30 protein-coding genes are annotated in these 22,748 nt (G+C 68.1%); 25 read left to right on the top strand and 5 right to left on the bottom strand.

Annotated features, from left to right (window positions below; genetic code table 11):
• The 9 genes from AB0E67_RS27630 to AB0E67_RS27590 form a co-directional block, all read left to right on the top strand.
• The coding region (locus AB0E67_RS27630) for an N-acetylmuramoyl-L-alanine amidase (protein WP_362031583.1) at positions 1 to 474 on the top strand (474 nt) is incomplete at its 5' end.
• Complete coding sequence (locus AB0E67_RS27625; RefSeq protein ID WP_362031581.1) at positions 471 to 812, top strand: hypothetical protein; 342 nt, start codon at positions 471 to 473, stop codon at positions 810 to 812. The genes AB0E67_RS27630 and AB0E67_RS27625, both read left to right, overlap by 4 nt.
• 12 nt (positions 813 to 824) lie before the next feature.
• Positions 825 to 1,058 carry a hypothetical protein gene (locus AB0E67_RS27620; RefSeq protein WP_362031579.1) on the top strand — a complete coding sequence of 78 codons (234 nt, stop codon included), beginning with the start codon at positions 825 to 827 and terminating at the stop codon, positions 1,056 to 1,058.
• Positions 1,059 to 1,101: 43 nt separating this feature from the next.
• Entirely contained in the window at positions 1,102 to 1,356 is a 255-nt protein-coding gene (locus AB0E67_RS27615; protein WP_362031577.1) for a hypothetical protein, read from the top strand.
• A gap of 861 nt (positions 1,357 to 2,217) precedes the next feature.
• Positions 2,218 to 2,451 (top strand): hypothetical protein, encoded by a 234-nt coding sequence (locus tag AB0E67_RS27610; protein ID WP_362031575.1) that lies wholly within the window; start codon positions 2,218 to 2,220, stop codon positions 2,449 to 2,451.
• A 724-nt stretch (positions 2,452 to 3,175) separates the two neighbouring features.
• The gene (locus AB0E67_RS27605) at positions 3,176 to 3,580 is read left to right on the top strand and encodes a hypothetical protein (RefSeq protein ID WP_362031573.1); all 405 of its coding nucleotides are present in this window, start codon (positions 3,176 to 3,178) and stop codon (positions 3,578 to 3,580) included.
• Positions 3,577 to 3,897: a hypothetical protein gene (locus AB0E67_RS27600; RefSeq protein WP_362031571.1), complete on the top strand. Its 321-nt coding sequence runs from the start codon at positions 3,577 to 3,579 to the stop codon at positions 3,895 to 3,897. Before AB0E67_RS27605 ends, AB0E67_RS27600 begins: the two co-directional genes overlap by 4 nt.
• Positions 3,894 to 5,045 (top strand): integrase, encoded by a 1,152-nt coding sequence (locus AB0E67_RS27595; RefSeq protein WP_362031569.1) that lies wholly within the window; start codon positions 3,894 to 3,896, stop codon positions 5,043 to 5,045. The genes AB0E67_RS27600 and AB0E67_RS27595 overlap by 4 nt, the downstream gene beginning before the upstream one ends.
• Complete coding sequence (locus AB0E67_RS27590) at positions 5,042 to 6,178, top strand: helix-turn-helix domain-containing protein (protein ID WP_362031567.1); 1,137 nt, start codon at positions 5,042 to 5,044, stop codon at positions 6,176 to 6,178. Before AB0E67_RS27595 ends, AB0E67_RS27590 begins: the two co-directional genes overlap by 4 nt.
• A gap of 118 nt (positions 6,179 to 6,296) precedes the next feature.
• Here the strand turns inward: AB0E67_RS27590 and AB0E67_RS27585 are convergent, their stop codons facing one another.
• From AB0E67_RS27585 to AB0E67_RS27565, 5 genes are all read right to left on the bottom strand, one after another.
• Positions 6,297 to 6,746 carry a hypothetical protein gene (locus AB0E67_RS27585; RefSeq protein ID WP_362031565.1) on the bottom strand — a complete coding sequence of 150 codons (450 nt, stop codon included), beginning with the start codon at positions 6,744 to 6,746 and terminating at the stop codon, positions 6,297 to 6,299.
• A 163-nt stretch (positions 6,747 to 6,909) separates the two neighbouring features.
• Complete coding sequence (locus AB0E67_RS27580; RefSeq protein WP_362031563.1) at positions 6,910 to 7,107, bottom strand: DUF6011 domain-containing protein; 198 nt, start codon at positions 7,105 to 7,107, stop codon at positions 6,910 to 6,912.
• A 16-nt stretch (positions 7,108 to 7,123) separates the two neighbouring features.
• Positions 7,124 to 7,570 (bottom strand): hypothetical protein, encoded by a 447-nt coding sequence (locus AB0E67_RS27575; RefSeq protein ID WP_362031561.1) that lies wholly within the window; start codon positions 7,568 to 7,570, stop codon positions 7,124 to 7,126.
• 131 nt (positions 7,571 to 7,701) lie between these two features.
• Complete coding sequence (locus AB0E67_RS27570) at positions 7,702 to 7,968, bottom strand: hypothetical protein (protein ID WP_362031559.1); 267 nt, start codon at positions 7,966 to 7,968, stop codon at positions 7,702 to 7,704.
• A 7-nt stretch (positions 7,969 to 7,975) separates the two neighbouring features.
• Entirely contained in the window at positions 7,976 to 8,410 is a 435-nt protein-coding gene (locus AB0E67_RS27565; protein ID WP_362031557.1) for a WYL domain-containing protein, read from the bottom strand.
• Positions 8,411 to 8,602: 192 nt separating this feature from the next.
• Here AB0E67_RS27565 and AB0E67_RS27560 point away from each other — a divergent pair, with 192 nt between their 5' ends.
• The 16 genes from AB0E67_RS27560 to AB0E67_RS27485 all read left to right on the top strand — a co-directional run bounded on the left by AB0E67_RS27560 (position 8,603) and on the right by AB0E67_RS27485 (position 22,740).
• A complete protein-coding gene (locus AB0E67_RS27560; RefSeq protein ID WP_362031555.1) occupies positions 8,603 to 9,193 on the top strand; it encodes a hypothetical protein in 591 nt (196 codons plus the stop codon).
• An 82-nt stretch (positions 9,194 to 9,275) separates the two neighbouring features.
• Entirely contained in the window at positions 9,276 to 10,211 is a 936-nt protein-coding gene (locus AB0E67_RS27555) for a Rad52/Rad22 family DNA repair protein (protein WP_362031553.1), read from the top strand.
• Positions 10,211 to 11,887 (top strand): DNA cytosine methyltransferase, encoded by a 1,677-nt coding sequence (locus AB0E67_RS27550; RefSeq protein WP_362031551.1) that lies wholly within the window; start codon positions 10,211 to 10,213, stop codon positions 11,885 to 11,887. Before AB0E67_RS27555 ends, AB0E67_RS27550 begins: the two co-directional genes overlap by 1 nt.
• A gap of 200 nt (positions 11,888 to 12,087) precedes the next feature.
• A complete protein-coding gene (locus AB0E67_RS27545; RefSeq protein ID WP_362031549.1) occupies positions 12,088 to 12,369 on the top strand; it encodes a hypothetical protein in 282 nt (93 codons plus the stop codon).
• The gene (locus AB0E67_RS27540; RefSeq protein WP_362031547.1) at positions 12,366 to 13,247 is read left to right on the top strand and encodes a hypothetical protein; all 882 of its coding nucleotides are present in this window, start codon (positions 12,366 to 12,368) and stop codon (positions 13,245 to 13,247) included. Before AB0E67_RS27545 ends, AB0E67_RS27540 begins: the two co-directional genes overlap by 4 nt.
• Positions 13,244 to 13,636, top strand: a complete 393-nt coding sequence (locus AB0E67_RS27535; protein WP_362031545.1) for a hypothetical protein — start codon at positions 13,244 to 13,246, stop codon at positions 13,634 to 13,636. The genes AB0E67_RS27540 and AB0E67_RS27535 overlap by 4 nt, the downstream gene beginning before the upstream one ends.
• 862 nt (positions 13,637 to 14,498) lie before the next feature.
• Entirely contained in the window at positions 14,499 to 15,191 is a 693-nt protein-coding gene (locus tag AB0E67_RS27530; protein WP_362031543.1) for a hypothetical protein, read from the top strand.
• Positions 15,192 to 15,677: 486 nt separating this feature from the next.
• Complete coding sequence (locus tag AB0E67_RS27525) at positions 15,678 to 16,751, top strand: hypothetical protein (RefSeq protein WP_362031541.1); 1,074 nt, start codon at positions 15,678 to 15,680, stop codon at positions 16,749 to 16,751.
• A complete protein-coding gene (locus tag AB0E67_RS27520) occupies positions 16,748 to 17,551 on the top strand; it encodes a DciA family protein (RefSeq protein WP_362031539.1) in 804 nt (267 codons plus the stop codon). The genes AB0E67_RS27525 and AB0E67_RS27520 overlap by 4 nt, the downstream gene beginning before the upstream one ends.
• A gap of 315 nt (positions 17,552 to 17,866) precedes the next feature.
• Complete coding sequence (locus AB0E67_RS27515; protein WP_362031537.1) at positions 17,867 to 18,856, top strand: ParA family protein; 990 nt, start codon at positions 17,867 to 17,869, stop codon at positions 18,854 to 18,856.
• Positions 18,853 to 19,824 carry a hypothetical protein gene (locus AB0E67_RS27510; protein WP_362031535.1) on the top strand — a complete coding sequence of 324 codons (972 nt, stop codon included), beginning with the start codon at positions 18,853 to 18,855 and terminating at the stop codon, positions 19,822 to 19,824. Before AB0E67_RS27515 ends, AB0E67_RS27510 begins: the two co-directional genes overlap by 4 nt.
• 611 nt (positions 19,825 to 20,435) lie before the next feature.
• Positions 20,436 to 20,594, top strand: coding sequence for a hypothetical protein (locus tag AB0E67_RS27505; RefSeq protein WP_362031533.1), 159 nt, complete (start codon positions 20,436 to 20,438; stop codon positions 20,592 to 20,594).
• A 216-nt stretch (positions 20,595 to 20,810) separates the two neighbouring features.
• Positions 20,811 to 21,341: a hypothetical protein gene (locus AB0E67_RS27500; RefSeq protein WP_362031531.1), complete on the top strand. Its 531-nt coding sequence runs from the start codon at positions 20,811 to 20,813 to the stop codon at positions 21,339 to 21,341.
• 136 nt (positions 21,342 to 21,477) lie between these two features.
• Positions 21,478 to 21,693: a helix-turn-helix domain-containing protein gene (locus tag AB0E67_RS27495; protein ID WP_362031529.1), complete on the top strand. Its 216-nt coding sequence runs from the start codon at positions 21,478 to 21,480 to the stop codon at positions 21,691 to 21,693.
• Positions 21,694 to 21,864: 171 nt separating this feature from the next.
• Positions 21,865 to 22,209, top strand: a complete 345-nt coding sequence (locus AB0E67_RS27490; protein ID WP_362031527.1) for a hypothetical protein — start codon at positions 21,865 to 21,867, stop codon at positions 22,207 to 22,209.
• A 105-nt stretch (positions 22,210 to 22,314) separates the two neighbouring features.
• Positions 22,315 to 22,740: a hypothetical protein gene (locus tag AB0E67_RS27485; RefSeq protein WP_362031525.1), complete on the top strand. Its 426-nt coding sequence runs from the start codon at positions 22,315 to 22,317 to the stop codon at positions 22,738 to 22,740.
• Positions 22,741 to 22,748 lie beyond the last annotated feature (8 nt).

Below are 22,748 nucleotides of genomic sequence, written 5' to 3'. Positions count from 1 at the left end.
GCCCGGTTCTACGGCTGGGAGTGCGAGAACCTCGGCGACGGCAAGGACCCCTGGCCCAAGGCGCAGTACGACGCGATCGTCCGCGTCCAGGCCGCGATCTGCCGGGCGCACGGCTGGACCGCGAAGTCGGTGATCGGCCACCTGGAGTGGAGCTCCGACAAGGTCGACCCGCGCGGGTTCTCGATGGCCACGCTGCGCGCGGACGTGGCCGAGCGGCTGAAGCACTTCGCGAGCTGGAGCCCCGGCGCCAGCACCCCCACCACCCCGCCGAAGGAGACGCCCGTGTCGAGCACGGACAGCAAGATCACCTCGCTGCACAACAACCTGACGCGGATCGGCGACATCGGGACGGAGACGAAGCCGGGCGACTCCAGCACCCGCACCACGCACGCGGCCGGCTACTACCTCGCGCACATCCTCAACGAGGTGCGCAAGCTACGCGCCGAAGTCGCCGAGCTCAAGGCCAAGCCGTGATCCTCAACCTCACCCCGCACCCCATCCGGCTGTACACGGATGAACGCGAGGACGGCATCGATGACCTCGCCCCGCACCTCCGCGAGGTCATCGATCCCGAGCCGGTGCCCGCGCGGCTGGCGATGATCGAGCTCGGCGGCGGCATCACCTTCGAGCTGGTCGAGTTCGGGCACGCCCAGAACCTCCCGCCCAAGCGGGACGGTTACCAGTACATCGTTTCCCTCGTCGTCGCCCTCGCGCTCGCCGACCGGCGCAGCGACCTCCTCGTCCCCTACCGCGAGGTGCGCAATGCCTCCGGAACTGTCATCGGCTGCCGATCATTCGCGCAGCCCGTATAAGGAGAACTGCCGATGCAGAACAGACTGCTGCTGGATCTCGCGGAGCGGGCGGGCTGGACCGGGGCGCAGGCCGCCCTCGGCCTCCTGGTCGTGGAGCTCGCCGGCCTGCCGGTGTGGTGGGCGGCCCCGGCCGCGCTCGTCCTCGCCTCGGCGAAGGGCTGGGTGGCCGGTCGGCTGGGGCGGAAAGGCACCGCGTCCACTCTGCCGGCCACCGCCGACCCGGCGTCGCTTGGCCCGGGCGTCTGACCCTGCCCGTCGAGTGCCACGAGGGGGCCAGATGGATGCTGCGATGCTTACCGCGCTCGGCGCACTGCTGGCCAGCCCGGTAGCAGCCGCAGCAGCCATCTACGGCTCCCGAGGTGCGTCGCGAGCAGCCCGGGAGGGCGGAGTGCTGAACGGATACGACACGCTGACGAACCAGCTTCAGGAGGAGCGCGCGGAGATGCGCGCCGAGCTGGTGACGCTGCGCGCTGATCTAGCAGCCGAGCGGGCGGAGTCCGCCCGGCTGCGCCTGTTGGTCACCCAACTCGGGGGGACGCCGTGACGAGGACTCAGCACCTCTTGTACCGGCGTCGAGCCCTGCTGTGGGTGGTGGCCGCGCTTCTCTTCCTCGGCGGCGCGGTGACGGTGGCTTTCCTCCGGATCGCCCAAGCCGAGGCCCGCGCGGACCGGATGGCGGCTGAGGCTGATCGGCGCGGTGCCGTGGTCTCGACGTTGGCCACGGACGTAAGAACCCTCAGGTCGCAGGTGCGGGCGGCCGGGGATGTACCGGCCGCGCCGGATCCCGCGGAGGCGGTCGACGACCTGCCGTCCCGCGTCGAGGTGCCGGTGCAGATCCCAGGTCCGCCGGGGCCCATGGGCGCGAAGGGTGACCGCGGCCCGGTCGGGCCTACCGGCCCGGCAGCATCACCGGGCCCGGCCGGCGCGGATGGCGCCGACTCGGTCGTGCCCGGTCCGGCTGGCCCTGCGGGGCCGCCCGGCCCGGCAGGGAAGGACGGGACGGCCGGACGCGACGGGGCGGCGGGACGCGACGGACAGACATGCCCGACCGGCTACTCGCTCCAGGCGCCCGAGTATGACCCTGCCGCGCTCGTGTGCCGCCGCGATAGCGCACCCAGCAACCCGAGCCCGTCGTCGAGTCCGGCTGTAGCCGTGCTCCCGCCGGAGCGCCGCCGCTCCTGACCCGGCACCGAACAGTACTCGTGCGCCCCTGCCGTGTCCTATAGAAATGCACACTAAATAAGAGGATCTTGCCGACATCACCGCTTCGCTCGCATTGTCAGTGGTCACCTTTACAGTTCAGACAAGCAAGCTGGCAGGGAGGCCCCTATGGCGAGAACCGGACACCATCTCCCCGATTCCAAGCCGGGGCAGTGGCACGCCAGTCTCATGCCACGCTGGACCCATGAGCCCTCAACAATCCGCATCGTTCGGCTGGTGCCAGATCTTCGACGGCATCACCATCTTCGATATCGACGGCCAGCGCCAGCAGGGTTGCCCGAACGCTCCGGTCGCCCGGATCACGCACCACCACGGCGGCACAACGATGCTCTGCCAGGAGGACCTGGACAGCTGGTTGGACAACGCGGACGACGACCCGAGCATGGAACCCGCCGGGCTCCACCTCCTGAGTCGCTGACCCGCCCGCACAAACCGGGGCCTGGCTGACACCGCTTTCGGGTGCTGTACCCGTGACCGTGAGGTCTGCTGGACGTCCAGTCGCGAATCGGGCCCGATCCTTAGGATCGTTCCTGGCGAAGTTCCGGAGGCCCCCTCCGCATTCCTGATGCTTGATAAGCTCACATGTGGCGGGTGGGACCCCTCCTTGCTGAGGGACTGGCGCCGTCAGTGGATGCCCTAGAGCCAATCGCTGAGCCCGGGGTTCGAGGCCCGGCACCTGCCGCTACGACGAGACGGAGGTGCGATGCCGCGGCCGAACTACACGCTTATCGCCGAGTTGGAAAGATCCCTCCTTGGCATCGCACTCTCTTCGGACACGTTCGCAGCCGCTTCGTTGGCGTTCCGCCGAGCGGGGATGTGCCTGTCTCACCAGCCGGTTGCGGACGTGAGCGACATCCCGGTTCAAGTCGCCCGGTGCGCACAGTGCGACCAGACCATGAGGCTGGGCAAGTCCGGCGAGTGGGAGGTTCTGAGGTCTACCCCAGCAGGCTCACCGGCCTGCCTCGGGTTCGGCCCGTCGGCACCTTTTCTGCTGGGGGCTGGCGAACGCGTCCTCCCGATCCGTTGGTAGAAGCGCCGCTTAGGATCCCGCACAGCGAAGATTCGCACTATTCGAGTGCTGCCCCGGCTGGATGGTCATGGCGGGGGCAATTGCGCGTCTCGCTCCAGATAATGTTCCTTCTATGGAGCAAAAGACCAACGGGGACCGAATGGGTTCCGATCCGGCCGCACAGCACGGCGAAGCCGTGGCACCTCGCTGTTCCTTCTACGTGCGAACTGAGGTGACCACGCAGCCGCCTACCTTCAAGTACGACCTGGTGCCGGTACGGAGGGCGCCCGGGGGCACACTGTCCCTTCCGACCCCGCCATCTGTAGGCGACTTGGTCTGGCTGGACGACGAGCTCGATCAGCACACCGGCACCCACCGCATCGTCGAGCGTTCCTGGGGCTATTCCGTCCGGGGCTCCCAGGACTGGCCTTGGGACGCACCCCACCCGAGATTCGGCCCTCTGCTGACGCTCATCGTCGTCCCGGACACAGGGCCATTCCGCAACGAAGCGAAGACAGACGAGGAAGACTCGCAGTGAGCGACGACATCGTGGACGGGGAGTTGAAAGACACCAGCCGCGCCTACAAGGGCGCCACAGCTCCTTCTACGGAGTCACGGATCAGAGGCGGGAATACCTTGACCGAGTGCGGAGACAACTGCCATCCGGAAAGGTACGTGCCCTTCATGAAGCGAACCCGTCTGGGTATGAAGAGGTGGGGCGTGCGGGACGAGCACACGGGGCGGTCGCTTTCCCGACTCTGCCGAGACGAGTTGGAGCTTTACCACTGGCTCGTCAGTCTTCGCACGATGGAGCTGCGGCTGCGGTGGGCTATGGCTGATCGGTTCTCACGGTGACCGAGCATGGCGACGTGGTGGAGGGGGAGTTGGTCGAGGAGGACCAGCTCCCCGCCATCCCCGAGGATCGGGTCCCGGCCGTTCCGCTGGCCGAGGAGGACCCTGACGCGTGGCTGCCGCCCGAGGCCGAGGAGGACGTTCGGGCGGGCATCCCGAAGGACACCAGCCGGGCCTACGAGGGCGACATGAAGCAGTTTGCCAAGTGGTGCGAAACGGTCGGCCGCCGTGTCCTCCCCGCCGCACCGCAGACCGTCACCGCGTACCTGTCGTACCTCAAGCGCACCCCCCGGAAACGGACCGGTCGCCCGTACGGTCCCGCGACGATGGACCGCATCATCGCGTCGATCCGCTCCTCCCACCGGGCTGCCGGGTACAAGCCGCCGGACACCATGGGCGCCCGCAAGGTCGTCGCCGGGTACCGGCGTGAGCTGTCCGAGGCGCAGGACCCGGCCGCCACCCCGAAGAAGGCAACGGCTGCCGACCGCGCCGTCCTCGCCGAAGCCCTCTCCCACCTCGACCGGAACACCCTCGTCGGGAAACGCGACGCTGCGCTCATGCTCCTCGGGCACGCCATCGCCTCCCGAGGAAGCGAACTCGCCCCGCTGAACTGGCCGACCAGCTTCACCGACCTGCCCAGAGGCGGGTTCAACGTGCGGGTGTACCGGAAGAAGCGGAGGAAGTGGCAAAACGTCGAAATCGTCCCCGACCCCGACACGGACCTGTGTACCGTCACCGCAGTGCGGGACTTGGTGGAGGCCCTCGCGGATGAGGGGCACGCCGAGGGCCCGCTGTTCATGCGGATCGACCAACACGGGTATATGGGCGCGGAAATGACACGCAACGGGAAACCGATCGGTGACCCCACCGGCCGGATCAGCATCAACGGCGCCTCCGACGTCGTCAGCCGGTCCATCCACCGCACCGGTCTGCCGGGGAAGTGGACATCGCACTCGCTACGCCGAGGCTTCGTGAAGTCGGCCCGTGCCGCAAACGCCGACATCGTGGACATCGGCCGCCACGGCGGCTGGGACGACCGATCGAAGGCCCTGATCGGGTACATCGACGAAGAGGACAGCCAAGGTGCACGAAACCCCCTGACGCAGATCGCTAAGAAGGCTGCCGCCCCTGCCCAGGAGCAGACATCGTGACTGCCAAGCCGTACAGCGCGCCCTCCGTACGGCAGCTCGCCGCCTTGGTCGACCGGGTCGCGCCACGGGATCCGGACCGGTGGGACGACCGGGAGCGGGTGCCGGGTGCGGGCGGGGTGCTGATTCAGGTATCGCGGCAGCGCGCTGACCAGCTGTGGATGGTGGTCGGCATGTTCGACCGGGCGGTGGGCCGGGAGGAGATGCCGGGCCGGGCATCCCGCACAGCAGAGCAGTTGTTCACGTGGGCGGCCCTGCGCCCGTTCTGGCAGATGGCCGCGGATGGTGAGCTACGGTTCCTGGCGAAGGACCGGGGCCGGCCACTGCCGGTGGCGTCGCAGCGGACGGTGCGGGACTGCCTCGGGATGCTGGCCCGGATTGCTGCGCCAGGGAAGCTGATCCGGCTGCCGGTGCTGCCACAGGCCGAGCCGAAAGAGACCGTGCCAGGCCGGTCTCTGGACTCCCTGTACCGGGGCCTGGTGGACATGGCTGGCGCGGGGCCGTTGGAGCGGGACGGGACTGCGCTGACGTACGAGGACCGGACGCGGACGCTCGCAATGGTCGCGATCTTGCTAGATGCGGCGCCACGGTCTGGCGAGCTGGCCGCGCTACGCCTGGACGATCTCGCGGACGGCGAGGCGGCAGTGGGAGTGCGGCGGCGGCAGCAGAAGGGGGCGCCGAACAGGGCCGAGGAGATCGCGGCGCTGGCGGAGGTGCATCCGGATACGGTGCGGGCGGTACTCCGGGGCAGGCTGGATCAGATGTCGGAGGCGACGCGGCAGCGTGTGCTGGCTGCGGTTGAGGAGCTGGGGCCGGCGCCGGAGGTGGAGTGGTACGCACTGCGTGAGGGGTCGCAGGTTGCGGTGCGACGGTGGCTGAAGGTGCGTGAGCGCTTGGTCGAGGAGGCGCCGTTGACCGGCGGGCGGGCTGGCCTGTGGGTGTCGCTGGTTCCGTCGACGGCTGGCCCTCCCGGGATCACGTTGCGCGCGGATGGTCTGCGCCGGGCGTATGTGCGGGGTATTACGGCGCTGAATTTCGTGATGGCGGGCTCGTATGGGTGGGAGCCGTTGCCGGTGAAGATGGAGCAGGTGCGCCGGGCAGTGGAGGCGGTTCCGGTGGAGGCCCGGCCGGAGTAGCTGGCCAGGCGGGGCCGCTGGCGCCTGTACGGTCGGTTGTGGGCGTCCTGGCGGGGTGCCCTGTGGTTGCTTCGTCCGCTGTGCGAGGGATCGCACACGTGATGGCCCCGCACGGAGGTCAATCCCAGAGCCTGAGTTCCCGATGGTTCAGGTTCAGGCCGTGGGTCTCCGGCGGGTAGCTGGTTGGGGCATGGAGTCCGAGGGCCCAGACGGTGACGGCGTACTCGTACCCATGCCGGTGACGGTGGTAGTCGCCTACGGTGCCCTTGAGGAAGCGGCGGACGGCAGGACTGTAGGGCTCCTGGTCGTCGCCGGTGTTCTTGAGCCGGGGGTCAGTGAGGAGCCGGTTGAGGGCGCCGTGCCAGCGGGTCAGCCCCTCGGCCCGTTGGCGGAAGGCACCGGCGGTGTCGTCGGTGTCTGCGAGCAGGGTCTCCAGCTCGAAGTACGCGGGGTGCAGAACCCAGTCGTCGTACTCCTCAATGGCGTCAACCTCAGCGTGGGTAAAAGGGCGCACGTTGTACTGGCAGAGGCTCATGGTGCCCTGCATCGACTCGCGGAAGTAGCGCATCAGTTGCTGGCCTCCATCTGGCAGGGAAAGTCTCCGGCCCGCAGCTCGCGCAGGCCGGGAATGCAGTTGTAGAGGGTACTCGGGAAGACGCTATGGAGCTTGGCGATCGAGGTGATGAAGGGGCCAGGCTGGCCTGACTCAGATTCTTCAGCCTCACACGAGATCAGGTGCCGGGGAGCGGCTCTTGGTCGACGCGGCATTCGGTTGCGGGGCCGGGTCGGCGCTCGGGGTCACAGCCCGGCCCGTATCCAACCAGGCGGGACTGGGCGCGGGTGAGAGGGCGTCCGCAGCGTCGGCAGTACCGGTGCCGGTAGCCGGTGGGGGTGTCGACGAGCGTGGGCTGGTGCACGTCTCGGGCCATGAGTCCAGTGTCCTGCTCAGTCGACGATGATGCCGGGGTAGCAGGCGTTGTGATCCCACAGGTCGCTGCCGTCTTTGAACGGGTAACCGCAGTGGCAGACGGCCGGACGAGCAGGAAGGCCCTCGGCTCGATACTTCAAGGCGATGAGCAGGGGAGCCTGCTCCAGCCATGCCTTGGGATCGCTGCCCGCGTCGAGGAAGTCGTCGAAGGACCGGTCGAAGTCGATGGCCGCCTGTTCACTCATGTCCAGAGGTGCAGCAGCAACCTGCATGCCGATCAGGTCGTAGACGTCCTCTGCCTGCCGCAGGACGAACGCATGAACACGAGAGCAGTATCCGGGGTCCATGTCGTCCAGGTGCAGGATCTGGCCCTGGGCGTCGCGCCATACCTCGTCTTGGCCGAGCAAGTCGGTCCAGTGCGTGGCCCAGCTCCACTCTGTTGTATCGCTTCGGTGGTTCAGCACGGGGACTCCTAGTTGCGAAGAAGGCTGGTGGGGCGGCGAGTAGTTCAGATAGGCTGAGCCTGCGCGTTGACTATGACTTGGAAGGCCACCATCCGGTTCGGGGTGGTGGCCTTCGGCGTTTTGGGTCAGGATCAGGACGCGGGCCGGTGCGCTTCAACCAGTTCCCGCACCCACGGCTCCCACATGTCGTAGCAGTCGAGTCGAACTGTGATCGGCGTCGGCTCCCCGGTCCTTTCCTCGGTGGACAGGATCACGAGGCTGGTGACCTCCTCTGCCGTGTACGTCACGCGCAGGCCCGTGACGTCGAAGTATTCGTAGTCCGCCTTGATGGGTCGGACGTCGGAGACCCTGAACGTCAGGGTCCGGACGATGGTCTCTGCGGTGAGGCTGCTGATCACGGTTCTCCTAAGCGGCAAGTGCTGCGGTGTCGCGGGTGACGGCGGTGCGGGGGAGGTAGTCGCGGCCGAGTTCGCGGGCGATGAGCTGTGCGGGGCTACGAACCACGATGACGTGCCCGGCCGGGGTTGTTGCCTCCGGTCGGTCGAGGACGAACGCAATGCGGTGGCAGGTGTAGGCCACGATGCGATGAAGCAGGAATCCGCGAGCCTCGCCTCGGAGTCGGCACATGGCGCGGACCTCAATTCGGCCGGACTTGGTGGTTCGGATGTCGTACGGCTCCATGGTCCGCAGGGTCTCGTCGCCGTTCTCGTCGAGGTAGGTGATGGTGACGGCGTGCTGGCGGTCGAGAGCTCGGTAGAGGTCGGCGAGGGTGCGGGTGGTGGTCTGGGTGGCGGTGTGCTTCATCGCGGTGTCCCCCTTGGTGCGGTGTGTTCCCCACATTAGCCGTAACCTATTGCGCGTGCAATAGGTTACGCGTATGGTGGCCACACCAGAACGCACCACCACCACAAACACGCAGCCCATACCCCATGGCGCCTGCAATAGAAAAAGGAGGAAACTGGCGTGGTAAACGCCCCCGCGCGCCCGCCGGCCCGACGAAGGTCCGACCGGCGCCCTCCGAAAGGACCCGCCGTGGCCCGCACGCCCACCAGCCCCGCCCGCACGATCCGCGCCCGGCTCACGACAGGGGAGACCGCGCTGCGGCAGCAGGCCGACTCACTCGCCTCCACGGACGCGGCGTCCGCCGACGAAGTCCGCGCCGCCGCCGATGCGATTGCCGAGGTCCTCGCCCCGAACGGGTGGGGACTGCTGCGCCGGGCCGAGACCCTGGCCAACCCTGGCAGCGCAAGCAAGCCGAACCTGCCGATCTTCATGAACAAGGAGATCCGCGAGACGATCAAGTCCAGGAACGAAGCGCGTCGCGAGGCACTCAAGTCGAAGGCCGAGGCGAAGGCCGCCACGCTCTCCGCCGACGTCGATGAGGGCTTCCGGAAGTTCCTGTCCGGAGAGTTCACCCCCGACGCCCCGATCCGGTCCCGCCGCAACTCCGGCGCGGAGAAGGGCAACCTCAACGTCCGCCCGGACCCTGGCCTGGTGCAGCAAGTGAAGGACCTGGCCGACGCGAAGTCCGCCGAGTACGGGTGGACGGTGACGCCGGCCCGGGTCGCGACCGCGTACCTGATGAAGAAGTACCGCATCTCTGAGGCCGCTCAGGCCAAGTAGGCGAGCGGGCGGGGGCGGCCTGGACGCCGACAACCGGGCCGCTACACCGCCACCCCGAGAACAACCACATAGGAGAGACCTCATGGCCACGGCCAACGAGGCCCCCGCCAGCAGCACGGCGGAGGGTCCCACCTCGCACACCCAAAACCAGGCCGCCCGCTTCTCGCCGTACCAGTTGCGGATGCTGCACGGCGGCATCAACGGCAACCGGGTCCGCAACCTTCGCGGCATGTCTCACCTGGAAGCCTGGGACGTCCGACGCCAGCTCATCCGGATCTTCGGGTTCGGCGGCTTCTCCATCGAGACGCTCTCTCTGGACCTGGTACACGAGAACGGCGAGATGCGCCGGAAGAAGAACAAGCAGGGCCAGGAGTACGGAGACCCGTACATGGCCTGGACCGTGGTGTATCGGGCGCAGGTCCGGCTGACCGTGTTCGACACGAGCGGCTGCGAGCTCTCCCACTGGGAGGACGGTGCAGCAGGCGACTCGGTCAATCAGCCGTCGTTGGGCGACGCCCACGACATGGCGATGAAGACCAGTCTGTCGCAGGCGCTGAAGCGCTGTGCGGTGAACCTCGGCGACCAGTTCGGCCTGTCTCTGTACAACGACGGGTCTAGGGACGCCGTGGTGAACTTCTCGGCCGCTCACCCGCCGCAGGAGTGGAAGCAGGCAACGCCCCCGCAGCCCGAGCCGGAAGATCCCCCGGTCCAGCCGGAACCCGTCACGCAGTCGACTGAGGAACCCGCGTCGGTCCCCGCCGCCGATGCGCCAGCTCCCGTAGACGCCGACCACGCGAACCACCTGGATCGCCTGATGGGCCAGATCAAGAACCTCTGGACCAACAACAACCCGCTACCTCTCATCCAGATCAAGGGCGACGCCGACAAGCACGGCGTCGTCGACCACCAGGTGCAGGGCCCGGACGGCGTCTGGCTGCCGCTACGGAAGCTCCTTGACGACCGAATCGCCGATCTGAACCGAAGCATCGCCGCAAGGAATGAGAGGGGAGCCGCCTGATGTCTCGAAGGACCATGCAGCAGACGCGGACGGCAACGCACCGGCCGGCCGTCAGAAAGCGCCGCTTCCGGCACGACGATCTCACCGCTGTCGACCTGTTCTCCGGGTTCGGGGGGCTGACGCTGGGCATCAAGCGCGCCGGGTTCACCACGATCATGGCCGCGAACCACAAGCCCTACAAGGTCGAGGTCCACGAGGCGAACCACCCGGAGGCCGAGCACTGGATCGCCGACCTGGTCGACCCGGACTCTGCGGACTACCACTCGGCTCGGGACCTTCCTGCCGCAGACTTGCTGGCCGCGGGAGTCAGCTGCGTGAACCACTCGCTCGCCAACACCGTCAAGGCATACGAGCAGGGCGGAACGCTGTTCGAGCTGGAGGACCCCGACTACGAGGCACGCGTCACCAAGTCCGAGCGGGACCGGGCCACCGCGAACTGCGTGCTGCACTACGCGGCCAAGCACCACCCGCGGCTGATCCTCGTGGAGTGCACGACGCAGCTCAGCTCCTGGGGGCCCGCGCTGCCCGGCCGCCCGAAGGTCGGAGACGGCTCCACATACCGGTGGTGGCTGAAGCAGTTCGAACTGCTGGGCTATCACCCCGCCCAGGTCCTGTACCTGAACTCGCAGTTCTTCGGTGTGCCGCAGTCGCGGGACCGCGGCTACTGGGTGTTCGTCGACCGGTCGCTTCCGGTGCCAGACCTGGAGCACCGTCCGGTGTCCCGGTGTCACGGCTGCGACAAGGACGTCGAGGCGGTGTGGACGTGGAAGACCGGAATCCCACCGACCGGGACGGTGATGTACGGCAAACAGTACGAGTACCGGTGCCCGTCATGCCGCCGCCCGGTGGTTCCGCCGATGACGCCATCGATCGCCGCACTCGACCTGACGGACCTTGGAACCCGAATCGGTGACAAGCCGGTGAAGACGTTCAAGGACGGGTTCGTGGGCCCGCTGGCCCGGTCGACAATGGCGCGCGCCGAGCGCTGCCGCCAGAGGTTCGCCGACTTCCCCGCGATCCTCATGCCAGCGAAGGCCGTACACGGGTCGGAACGGCACCTGCTGCAGCCGATGATGACGCAGACCAGCCAGCAGGAGGCATCGGTCCTCTCGGCCGGCCCGGTCATCGATCCTCTGTGGGCGCAGCACGCTGCGACCGGACTGGTCACGCCGCAGTTCGCTCTCGCGGTCGACAACTACCAGGGCAGTCCGCGCGGCGCCAATGAGCCGCTGCCCACCCAGGTCGGTTCGGAGACCCTCGCCGTCGTCTCCTCCGGTGTCATGCCATTCAGGAAGAACACTCTGGCGGCCATGCAGAGCGAAGCCATGCCGACGTTCACGTCGGATCAGATCCCTGGTCTGCTCACTGCCGCCCGAACCGTCGACGTCGGACGTCTGGAAGCTCAGCTGATGGCGCAGTGGCGGCATACCCTCGCTGGCCTGCCGCTCGAAGAGTGCTACTTCCGCATGATCAAAGCACAGGAGGTTGGCCGCGGCTGCGGCTTCGACGCCGACTTCAACGAATACCGCGGCACCTTCATCGTCTGGGGCTCCAACCGCGACCAGGTCGACGGCTACGGGAACGCCGTCTCCCCGCCAGTCGGCGAGTGGATCGGGGCCCGCCTTCGGGCCGTCATTCACTCCCCGCAGGACCGCGACCTGGTGACCGCCGCATAGCTCCTCTGTCTGACTCCACCGCGGGGCCGACTCACCTCCGAAGGAGGCCCCGTCGTGGGCAACACCGTCATGCCCTTCCTCTATACCGTTCTGGCGCTGAACGGCGCCGTGGTAGCCGTCGCCCCACTGCGGTATCGGAACCTGCGACCGGGGCGTGCCCCGGGCCGGCACGCCACCGTGACCACACACCCGCCCAGGAGGTGAGCACCGTGTACCTGACCACCGCCGCAGTGCTCACCACCGCGGCCCTGACCGCCGCCCTGTACGCCTGGCGGCAGATCCGAACCGCGCGGCGCGCTCTGGTCTTGGAGCGCGCCGCGCGGCGTCTCGCCGAAGCCGCCCAGCACCGGGACTTGGACGTGTTCCGTCGCCGCCTGGACGCAACGATCGCGGAGCAGCGCGTCCTGGAGGCCGCTGGCCGGATCGTCGACGACGCGCTCGCCCGCACAACCAACGACCCGCAGGAGGGGGATACACCGTGACGACACCGCTGATTGCCCAGCAGAACCTGACCGACCACCCGCACTACCGGTACCGCGGCTGCGCCCCCGACCCCGACAACCCGGCCATGGCCGCCGGGGATCCGGACGTGTCAGTGGATGCGTGGGCCCCATACACGGGAGACGGGGCAGAGCCGCAAAAGGTGCGCCTTGCCCGGGAGGCTGCGGCGAAGCGAATCTGCCAGTTCTGCCCGGTCCTGGCCCTGTGTCGCGCCTATGCGAACACGGAGATCGTGGAGCCCGGCCCGGCTGGCGCCCCGGACGTGGTGCGGCTGGCCGAGCCGGAAGGGGTGTGGGGCGGGCAGATCGCGTTGGAGCGGCACCGGGCGCTCATCGCCCGCCGTGCCGGGACCGCAGAGGTGACGGAGCAGGCCCTGGCCGAGGCCCGGTCCCCGCAGAAGCGGGCCGTGCTCCGTGCCCTGGCCGTCGAGCTGTACGAGCAGCGGGTCGCGGACCGCGCGGGCATGGACGTGCGCCGCACGAACTGGCACCGCTCCTCACTGTGCGGTCTCCTCGGCCTGGACAAGGAAACCGCGTCCCGGGACGACCTGCTGGCCGCCGCGGTCCGGCACGAGCTGATTCCGGTGTCGCTGGTCGTGTGGGACGGGCTGTGGCCGATCGCGGCCGCCCCGAACACGGACGGGTCCCGGCAGCGCCGGATCGCCCCCGGCTTCCCGCTCGCCCTCCTCACCCCACGACCGCGGAACGCGTCCCGGGCGTCGGCCACCGCGGCCCGCCGCCGGGCTGGTCGAGGCCGTGGCGGTCGCCGCCCCCTGCGCGCCGTCCCCGCTGTCACCGCACCGGCCCCGACCACGCCGCCACTTCCCCTCCCCTCCCTCGCCTTGGAGCCCGCAGCATGACCACCACACCCGACACCACCGTCGACCAGACCCTCGCGGACCGGTGCCAGTCATCCGGGGACTACCTCGCCGGGATCCTCGCCGCCTCCATGCTCGACAACGCCGGCACGCCGAAGAAGCTCCCCGAGCTGCTGTTCCCGGACATCGACCCGGCGGTGGTGCGGCAGATATGGGAGGCGGCACTCCCGGTCGGGTACCGGGCCGGGCACCTGGCCGCACAACCGTCCTGGACCCCGGAAGCCCTCGACCGACTCCGGGACGCACTCCAGGGCGCCGGGTATGCGGTGATGGCCGGGCAGGTGGCCCGGTCCCGCAGCATCCACCCACCCCGGCACCCCGCCCTCGGCGAGGACACCGGCGCGGTGTCGCAGGCGGGTGGTGACTGGTGAGCAGCACCCGTCCCGTCCGTGGCCGTGGACGGCCGGCCACCTTCGGCGACGCCCTCCGTGCCCGGTTCCTCGATGCGGTCCGGTCCGGGATGCGCCTCGGTGAAGCCGCCGACCACGTCGGAGTCCACCGCAACATCCCCACTCGCACTGCTCGCACGGACACCGTGTTCGGCAAGGCTCTCGACGAGGCTAAGGCTGAGGGGCGGGAGGCTCGGGTGGCTGGGGTGCCGCATGGGGAGGCCCGGTACAACAACTACGGCTGCCGGTGCGCGGAGTGCACGGCCGCCGCGTCGAAGGCCCGCGCCGGGCGCCGGGAAGTGCCTCAACCCGTGCCGAACGGTGGGAAGTCGGGGCAGGTGGTTGATCTTCAAATGGGTGCGGAGTCGCCTGTTCCTTTGTCGCTGCGGATTGCGTCGTGATGTGGCAGTAGCCAATCCGTGCGGGCTCCTCTTATTTGTGGTGCATTTCTATAGGACACCGGTCGTACGTCAGTGCAGGTCAGGCACCGCCGTGCGATGACCTCTCTATCTGATGACAAGTCGGATGAAAGACACGTTACGAGAGGGGCAGGACAAGTGACGCGAGGAACCGGTAGGCTCAGCCTGGCGCCAGACGACCACTCAGAAACGGGTACGGTCGGATGGCCCACCAAGACAAAAGGAAAGGCCCCGCTGTTTTCCCCGGTGGTTGCACACCGTGGAGCGGGGCCCGACCGACACCACACTCCGCTAGAAGAAGGTGCCAGTTCTATGGCCGAGCTTACCCGGACTCCCGGGCTATCAGACAGTGGGACCTCGCGGTCTGGCGTGAACATCACACCGCCGACGCATGCAGGCCCTGTCACCACTACCTACAGCACGCGATGAGCGCGGCCGAGCGGGACGGGATGCTGCGTTACGACCAGCTTGCCGCCCGCGTCTACGCCGAGTCCCGCATGCCCGCCGGAACCCGGGATCTCATCCTGGCCCTCGGTTGGGTGACCCTCCGCGACCCACACCGCCACGACCCGGCGTTCAGCGTCTGGTCGCGTGCCCGCGACGTTCTGAACGCCGACAACCGGCGCATGTGGCAGCTCCTCAAAGATGACGCGCCCCGGTATGAACACGACTGGCACGCAGACCCCAAGGGGTGCCAGGCGCCGATGGTTCGCGTTGACCGAACCTGTGGGCGGCGAACCGTCGACGGCTTCGCCGAGGCCGACCTGGCGACTGGACGGTCCCGTATGTGGGGGTTCTGCTCTCGCCCACGGTGCCAGGCTCACGCCAAGGCGGTGTACGAGCGGGCGCGGCACAGCAACGCGCAGGCTCCCGAGGCCATCCCGAACAAAGGCGGCCTTCTGCCCCTGTTCTTCGAGTGGAACTGGGAAGCCAAGTACGCCAAGGCCGACCCGGCTTGGACTGCGCCCTCTTATGGCCTGTCTGCTGACGAGTGGCCGGCCGTTCCTGGCGACGAGCCAGTACACGCATTTCCGAAACTTCGGCTGGTCTCCTCCAACGGGGAGATCGTCAAGCCGTCCGCCCCAGCCCTCATCGGAGCAAGGAGCCTCATGACGTAGCGACTTCCTAGCGGGAGGTCCTGGGCCCCTTGGCGGGGGCACTTCCTCTACCGCTGGCCGCTGGTGTTGGCGCACCGTGCGCGGCCACTTCTCACGGCTCGGTTTGGCGACCGAGCTAAGGCCCGAACTTTCGGATCCGGTTTGGCGACCGGGCCGATCAGGTCGAGCGACTTTCAGGTTCTCCCAGAACCAGCACCCACCGAAGCGGGCTTTTCGTGTCCGCAGAACGGAACGAGGTACATAGTGCCGCACGCGAGTACTGCTTGTCAGCTTCCGCACGCCCGGACGGGCGATTCGCCCCAAAAATCCCCCGCCCCTGGCGGCATCCCGTGCCAGCAAACGTCTGGCGACACGAACGTCCCGCATGCCACGTTCGAACGCATGTACGAGTACAGTGCGGACCAGGCCGCTCCGGTTCGCGGTGCCTCGCAAGAGGTCGCTCACACCGCATCCCGACACAGCGGCCCGCGCCGGTGGCTTCGCGCGGTGGAATGGCTGATCGCAGCCGGCCTGCACCGCCGCGCGAACGCCACCACCCTCACCATCGCCCGCGACCTCGGGGCACGCATGGACTACTCGACCGGACACGTCCGCTACTGCCTCGACGAGACCGTGGCCCGCACCGACATCAGCAAGGCCACCGTGAAGCGCCACGTCTCCTACCTCCGCGAACTCGGCGCCCTCGCATGGGTCCAGCACGGCACCCGCACCAACATCCGCCGAGCCCTCGGCCTGGGCGGGTACGCCGCAACCGCCACCGTGTACGCCGCCGTCATCCCGGCCGTCTACGACCACGCCATGGGGCACCAGATCATCGGCACCGGCTACGAGGCGCGGATCGTCATGGACTACCGGCAGATGCCCGACACCCGCCCCGCAACCACCGTCACGAACCCTGTGGACAACGCCTCTTCGGGGCCTGTGGACAACTCCCCGGAACGATCTTGTGAGCCCCCTTCCCTTACCTCAGCCAGTGAAGAGGGAAAGGTTCAGATGGTGGGGGGTAAGAACTACACCTCGCCTGCGAGGCAGCCCAAACCCCGAATCCCCCACCAGAGCACCCAGATCAACGGCCGCCGCCGCACCGCCGCTGATGTCGAAAGCGCTGGCAAAACGACCCGGCTGGTACGAGCCCTCGTCAACTGGACCCAGGCCGTGCCGCTGCGGCAACTGGAGTTCCATCTGCGGCCGTGGACTGATCGAGGCCTGGACGCCTACCAGATTTCCGCTGACCTGCATGGCATGTGCTCTGGCCTCCGCTGGAAGCCAGCAAACCCGATCGCATTCATCCGGGCCCGGCTCACCGCCGACCGCAAGCGCGAGCAGGAGATCCAGGCCAGCCAGGACGCCGCTGCCCGCTGGGAGCAGGAGAACTCCCCGGTCGGCGCCTTCCAGAGCACCGTCAGCCAGCACCACGACGTCATGGCCGGACTCCGGCACGGCCTGACCAGCTACCAGCAGACCGCCCGCGCCAACGGCTGGGACGACCTCAGCAACGGGGAGACCGTCACCTGGGACGCCGAAGCCGACATGGCCGCCTTCCTCGGGAGCCCCGCATGACCGACACCACACCGTCCGGGGTCGACCTGGCCCGCGTCGCCCTCGCCGCCGCCCGAGCCGCAGCAAAAGCCAGCCCGCCGCCGAAGCGCCGCCTCGGCGCAGCACCATCCCGCCGCAAAGACCAAGGCAACGGCCGCGACCCGCTGCCCTTCGCCGCCGCCGTCCAGCAGATGATGGCCGAACGCGGCTGGGACATGCCCGCAAAGGGCGGCACCATCCTCGACAGGTGGCCCACCATTGCCCCCACACTCGTCGGCAAGGTCGCCGCGGTTCGGTTCGACGCAGACACACGGACGCTGCACCTGCGCCCTGTCTCCCCGGCCTACCGCACCCAGCTCACCCTCCACCAGCAGCAGATCATTCAGCAGATCAATGCAGCAGTCGGCGACAGCACCGTCCGGAACTTGGCGATCCTTGCCCCTGGAACTGTTGACGCGCCCGCCTCGCCGCCCGCCACCCCTGCCGCGTCGTGCGCACCGGCTTCGGCCGCACAGTCCGAGCAGCCCCAGGCCAAACACCCTGGCTACCTCGCAGCCCTGGCCGCCCACCGCGCCAGCGGCGGAACACGTGAAGTCGGCCTCTCACCCCTCATCCGAGAAGCCGCCGAGCAGCAGATTGAAGCTCTGCGGCGACACCGCGAACCTGAAGAAGCCTTCGCTGAAGCAGCAGCCCAGCTCGAGATTCTCCAGGCGCAGCAGGACCACCCTTCGGACAGTCTTCAGGCCAGCATCCGGTCCGCACGCGCCTACAAGCACGGTGTCGGGCCGTCCGTTGCCCGCCGCGCCTTCGACGTCGCCTGAGACGAGTCATCGGCGCGCCCTGTCTTTCACTTCCGCCCCTTCCTCGGACCTACCTGGCTCAAGAAAGCCGAGACCGACGGTGTGCTTAGCGGCGAACGGGGCAGCGTAGCCCACACCAAGCTAGGTAAAGGGCTAGCAATATGGCTATGAGTTGTCCTATATAGCGCGCTAGCAGTCACGCCATACGTTGCGCTATCCGTCACGCCTAGCATCCTCACATGAAGGCTTTCTGTCGGGGACTCACCAACTGCGGCTGGATCACTGTGTAGGGTCGTGCGCCGAGACCTCACACATTTCCGGCAGAAAGGCGCCCCCATGGCGATACTGCAAGTCCCTCTCGACCTCGTAGACCTGAGCGAGGTGAAGAACAGCCTCGACCACCGCTACGACCTCATGGACGACAAGGCCCTCGAACCGAAGGTCATCGCCGTCGTCAACGGCAAGGGAGGCGTCGGTAAGTCGTCCACGTCCTCCGCTCTTGCCGTGGCTTGGTCCAAACTCGGCCACGACACCCTCCTCATGGAGATGGACGAGCAGGGCAACAACTGCGAGGACCTCGGCATCTCCAACACCGAGATGAACGACAAGGGCGCCGCGCAGGCCGCAGCCGTCCTCGAGGGCAAGCCCCTCACCCCGACCGGGCAGGCGCGACCCCACCTGTACGTCATCCCGGGCGGAGACGAGCTCGAGGAGGTCGTCGAAGAGCTGTACTGCCAGCGGCGTGCAGCCAAGAAGGCCACAGAGCCTGAGGACCAGGACGCGTGGATGGGCATGTACGCCGCCGCGATCGACAAGGTCCGCGACGACTACGACGTCATCATCCTCGACATCGCCCCCGGCTCCGAGGTTCTCCAGCTCGCCGCGCTCACGGCATCCGACTACATCGTCATCCCGTCCAAGTCCGACCCTTCCTCCCGCAAGGGCCTTCGCACCGTCGCCAAGCGCTTCTCCGTCGCCGGGCAGAACAACGACATGCTCCGCCTCCTCGGCGTGGTCCTGTTCGCGACTAACAGCAGCGCCACGAAGGTGCAGAAGAACATCAAGGAAGCTCTCGAGAGCGACCTCAGCGGCGTCGCGCCGGTCTTTGAGCAGAACATTCGCCACGTCGAAGCTGCCGCCGTCGAAGCCCGCCTCCGCGGCCGAGTACCCCAGGAACTGCGCGCCGCTAAGGACCTGCCGACCAGCCTGCGGAAATCCATGAAGGACCTCGCCGGCGACTACCAGTCCCTGGCCATCGAGATAATGCAGGCCATGGCAGAACGCCGCGCCGAGTGGGAGGCCAGCCGGTCCGGAGGTGACCAGTGAGCGACAAGACCGCCGTCAACGATGAGCTTCCCGACCAAGACGCCCTGGCCGCCTTCGCGGGCGCCGCGCTTGGAGGCGGAAGGCGACGCCGCCGCAACCGGGACGGGCAGGAGAGCCAACAGCCGAAGCCTGATACCGCCGCCGTAGAGGAAGCCGAGGCGCAGCGCGACGAGCAGGAAGAACAGCCGACGCCAGTCCCGGAGCCCGTGCGAGAAGACGTCCCGGCCCCGACGCCAGCGACCGCCTCAACGGCTGACGCTGGCGCGGTCCCCGTAACCGTGGACCGCGCAGAACTGCCGAAGCTGAGCGTTCCCGCGCCCGCCGCAAGCGTGGAACAGCCCGTTGCTCCCGCACCCGAGGCCGAGACACCTGCTGTACCTGTCCCGGAGCCGACTGGGAACAGGGTGCCGGACAACCAGGTCGCTGTGCGGCAATCACCCACGGCCGCGCCATTCGCTCCGCGGTCCCTGCCGACTCCGTATCAGTCAGCAGTCCGGGACATCTCCGAGGTCCAGGTACCCAACCTGGGGCCCTCCGGGGCGCGTGCCACTCAGTGCACCATCATGGTCAGCCAGAGCGTCCGGGACCGGTTCGCGCACTACCAGCTGTCCAAGAAGATGGCGGGGGAGAAGGAACCGGCAAACGCCCTCGTGGTGCGGCGCGCATTCCTCTACTGCAAGCGCAACGACCTGTTCGGAAAGCTCCTCGCAGATGTCTATCAGCAGAACAACGCCGTCGACGACGAGGACTATGACGAAGACGGCATGCTCGGTGAAGTCGTTGGACGGCGCGCTGTCCGCGGCCGGCTGAAGGACTCGGGCCAGCAGTCCTTCCGACCATCCGAGCAGGAGCTGGCGAACTACGACGCGTTCACCCAGGCCTACGGGTTCCCCAGTCGCAGTGACTTCCTGAGTGCTGTCCTGGGCGAGTTCCTCCCCCAGCTGCCGTCCTCGGGGCGACGCAGGTAGCGTCATCCGGCCGCGGCCCCGTGCTCCCGCCATCGTGGCAGGAACATGGGGCCGCGGCCGTGCGCGGTCCCGTTCGTAGACAGCTCGGGGATGCCCGTACCCGCGTGGCGGTATCCGCGGCTAGACTGCCGTCTATCTGACGGGCATGCCCGTGAGGTCTCGGCCCCCGTGGCCGGCCCGGGTCGTTGTCGGCAATACTCCGCCCCTGGTCACCCGGGGGCTTTTCCGTGCCCGCCGTCGAGCTGGGTGCGAGCGGTTCTGCCCGGATGTACCAAACCCTGGGACAAACGTTAGGCCCGGCTTACCAGCGTGGCCTTATGGATGTCACAGTGGCAGTCCCCGGTACGGTCACCGGCAGCCCCCGGGGGAGGCCCCTCACCACCACGACGGGGTCGCCCTCCTCGATGCCGGAGGAGCGGAGACGCCCCATGCCCTCAGTTGAGCCCACCCACCCTGGCCTGCCCAGCCCCCACGACGGGCACCATGCACGGGTCATCCCGATACGGCCCCGGGGGCGGCGCCGAACACCGGCCGTAGACCCCGCACCGGTCACCCCGCAGCAGCAGCTCGCCGAAACGATGCAGGCCCTATTCCTTGCCAGGGGGCGCACCTTGACGGACGAGCTGACCGCGGAGGCGTACGACATCACCCTCGGCGCCGTGCTTCTCATGCTCGATGGCGCACATGCGGAAGGGGTCGTTGGCGTGGATGAGCATGCGACGCTACGAGGCATGGTCCAGGGGATGGTGGACGCCCCGGCCAGTCTGTGAATGTGCGGTCCGTGATTGCGGTTACTGTGTGACGAATCAGCAACAGCACCTTGCGCACCGTTGATCACTTACCACTTTCTGTTCAACTCGCGACAAATGCGTGCCAGACTGGAGCGTCCGGAACTACCCGGAGTCACAACCTCCGGCCCGGCGCGCGCCCCGGCACCCACCGTCACGCACCGCGCCACCAGGCCGGACCAGCGGGACGGGGACACTATGGGAGACACAGCAGCACATCGACTCCGCCTTCTCCAGGAGGAGTTCGTCCAGCCCACCCGATCCGGGCCCGGTGAAGGGCGCACCCCCACCCGGGCCCACTCGCCCGCCCTCATCAACCTCGGCATCCTCCAGCAGATCCAGGCTGCCGTCCGGGAGGTCGAGAGCCACACCCGCGCCCAGGCCCCCTACGCCGGCCGGTTCACCGACCGGAACGCGGATCGGGTGTACGAATGGGCGCGCTGGCACACCGCCCACCTCGAGCCCGAACGGCAGCAGGTCCGGGAGACGCTGATCTACCGTCAGAGCATGGAGCACGCCCTAGCCGCGGGCGACACCACCGTCGTGCGCCGCCACCCCTGCCCCGGCTGTGGCTGCTGGGGCCTGTTCTGGCGGGAGACACAGAACAGGGCAGTGTGCGTGAACCGATACTGCCGCGACGACCTCGGATTCTCCCGCACCTGGACCCTGGCCCACCTCGCCCAACAGCACATCTCCAGGCAGAACGGCACGGCCGCGAGGGCAACCTGACAGCGGCCTCGCGGGTCTACCAGTCAGCACGCGTTCACGAAAAACCCACATTCGGATCCGTCCTCTCCACGGATGGGTCCGGCCCGTAATCGGCCGGTCGGAGCTGCGAACGATGGCCGTCGAGAGCGGAGGCACCATGGCCGTCAGCACCCTCACCCCGTACGGGGATCTCATGACCCTCCAGGAGGTCTGTGCGCTCCTCAAGGAGACCGGGCATCCCTACTCCGAGTCCACCGTCCGGCGCTGGATCAAGCGCGACGACCTGCCGGTCGCCCACGCTGGGCGTGCCACGTACGTGAGCTTCAGCGACATATTGATGGCTCATCAGGAAGCTGTGCAGAAGGGCTACTGACCGGCCGGCTCTGCGATCCCGCCCCTCACTCCGTGCGAGTGGGGGGCTTTCTCATGCCATCACCTCATAACCTATTGCGCGCGCAATAGTGAATGGGTAATCTTGCAGAGCCGACAACGACCCACCCCAACTACGGGGCCGGGCCGGAGTAACCAGTCCAGGAGCCCCGCCATGAGCGTGATCAGCCCTGCCCGCACACACCGCACCACCGTCAACTACCGCGACCTCACCACGAACCAGCAGAACCTGTTCGACCAGCTCATGAGCGTCGCCGACAACACCTCCTCCGCTGCCGAGTACGAATCCCTCATGGCAGCCCTGATCGCCATCACCGGCATCACCGGCGTCCGTTACAACGAGATCCTCAAGTGCGCCTGCGCCGCCTGCATCTGCGACACCATCTTCGACGCCGACGCCCCGGACGCCCTCGTCACCGACGAGCCCACCGAATACAACCTCGGCCGCCTCCAGTGCCCCGACTGCGCCGACGCCCACCCCCGGCCAATCGAGGACTAGCCCACCCGAGTCCCCCGGCCCCGAGTTGAGCACCGCACCCGATGGGTGCGCAGTAGCTCCCGGGGCCGGGTGCCCACCCCTGCACCGCCGAACCGGGAGACACCCATGTCCAGCACCGGCACCGCCCTCCGCACCACCGCCCACATCCTCAACTACTACGGCCTCCACACCGGCACCCAGTTCGCCAGCCACGACGGCCGCCTCGACATCACCGCCGCCATCTTCCGCGCCGTCACCGGCAAAACCCCGAACTGCTTCCTCACCGACGAGGACTACTCCCTCCTCCAGATCCGCATGTGCGAGCCCGCCATGGACGCCATCTGCATGCTGTCCGCCGTCCTCCCGACCGAGCCGCCCACCGACCCCGGCACCGGCGCCGACGACCACATCGAGCACGTCACCCACTGGGCCACCACTCGCACCTGGCCCGACCAGCAGCCCCCGACCACCCCTGAGGTCATCGGCGCCATCCTCCGCGCCGCCCAGGCCGCCGACGCCATCACCGACTTCCCCCACCAGACCGCCGCCTGACAACCCGT

This window comes from Streptomyces sp. NPDC032161, assembly GCF_040636995.1.
Taxonomy (GTDB): Bacteria; Actinomycetota; Actinomycetes; order Streptomycetales; family Streptomycetaceae; genus Streptomyces.
Note: the sequence above shows the minus strand (reverse complement) of the source record. Positions and strands in the feature narration are given on the sequence as shown.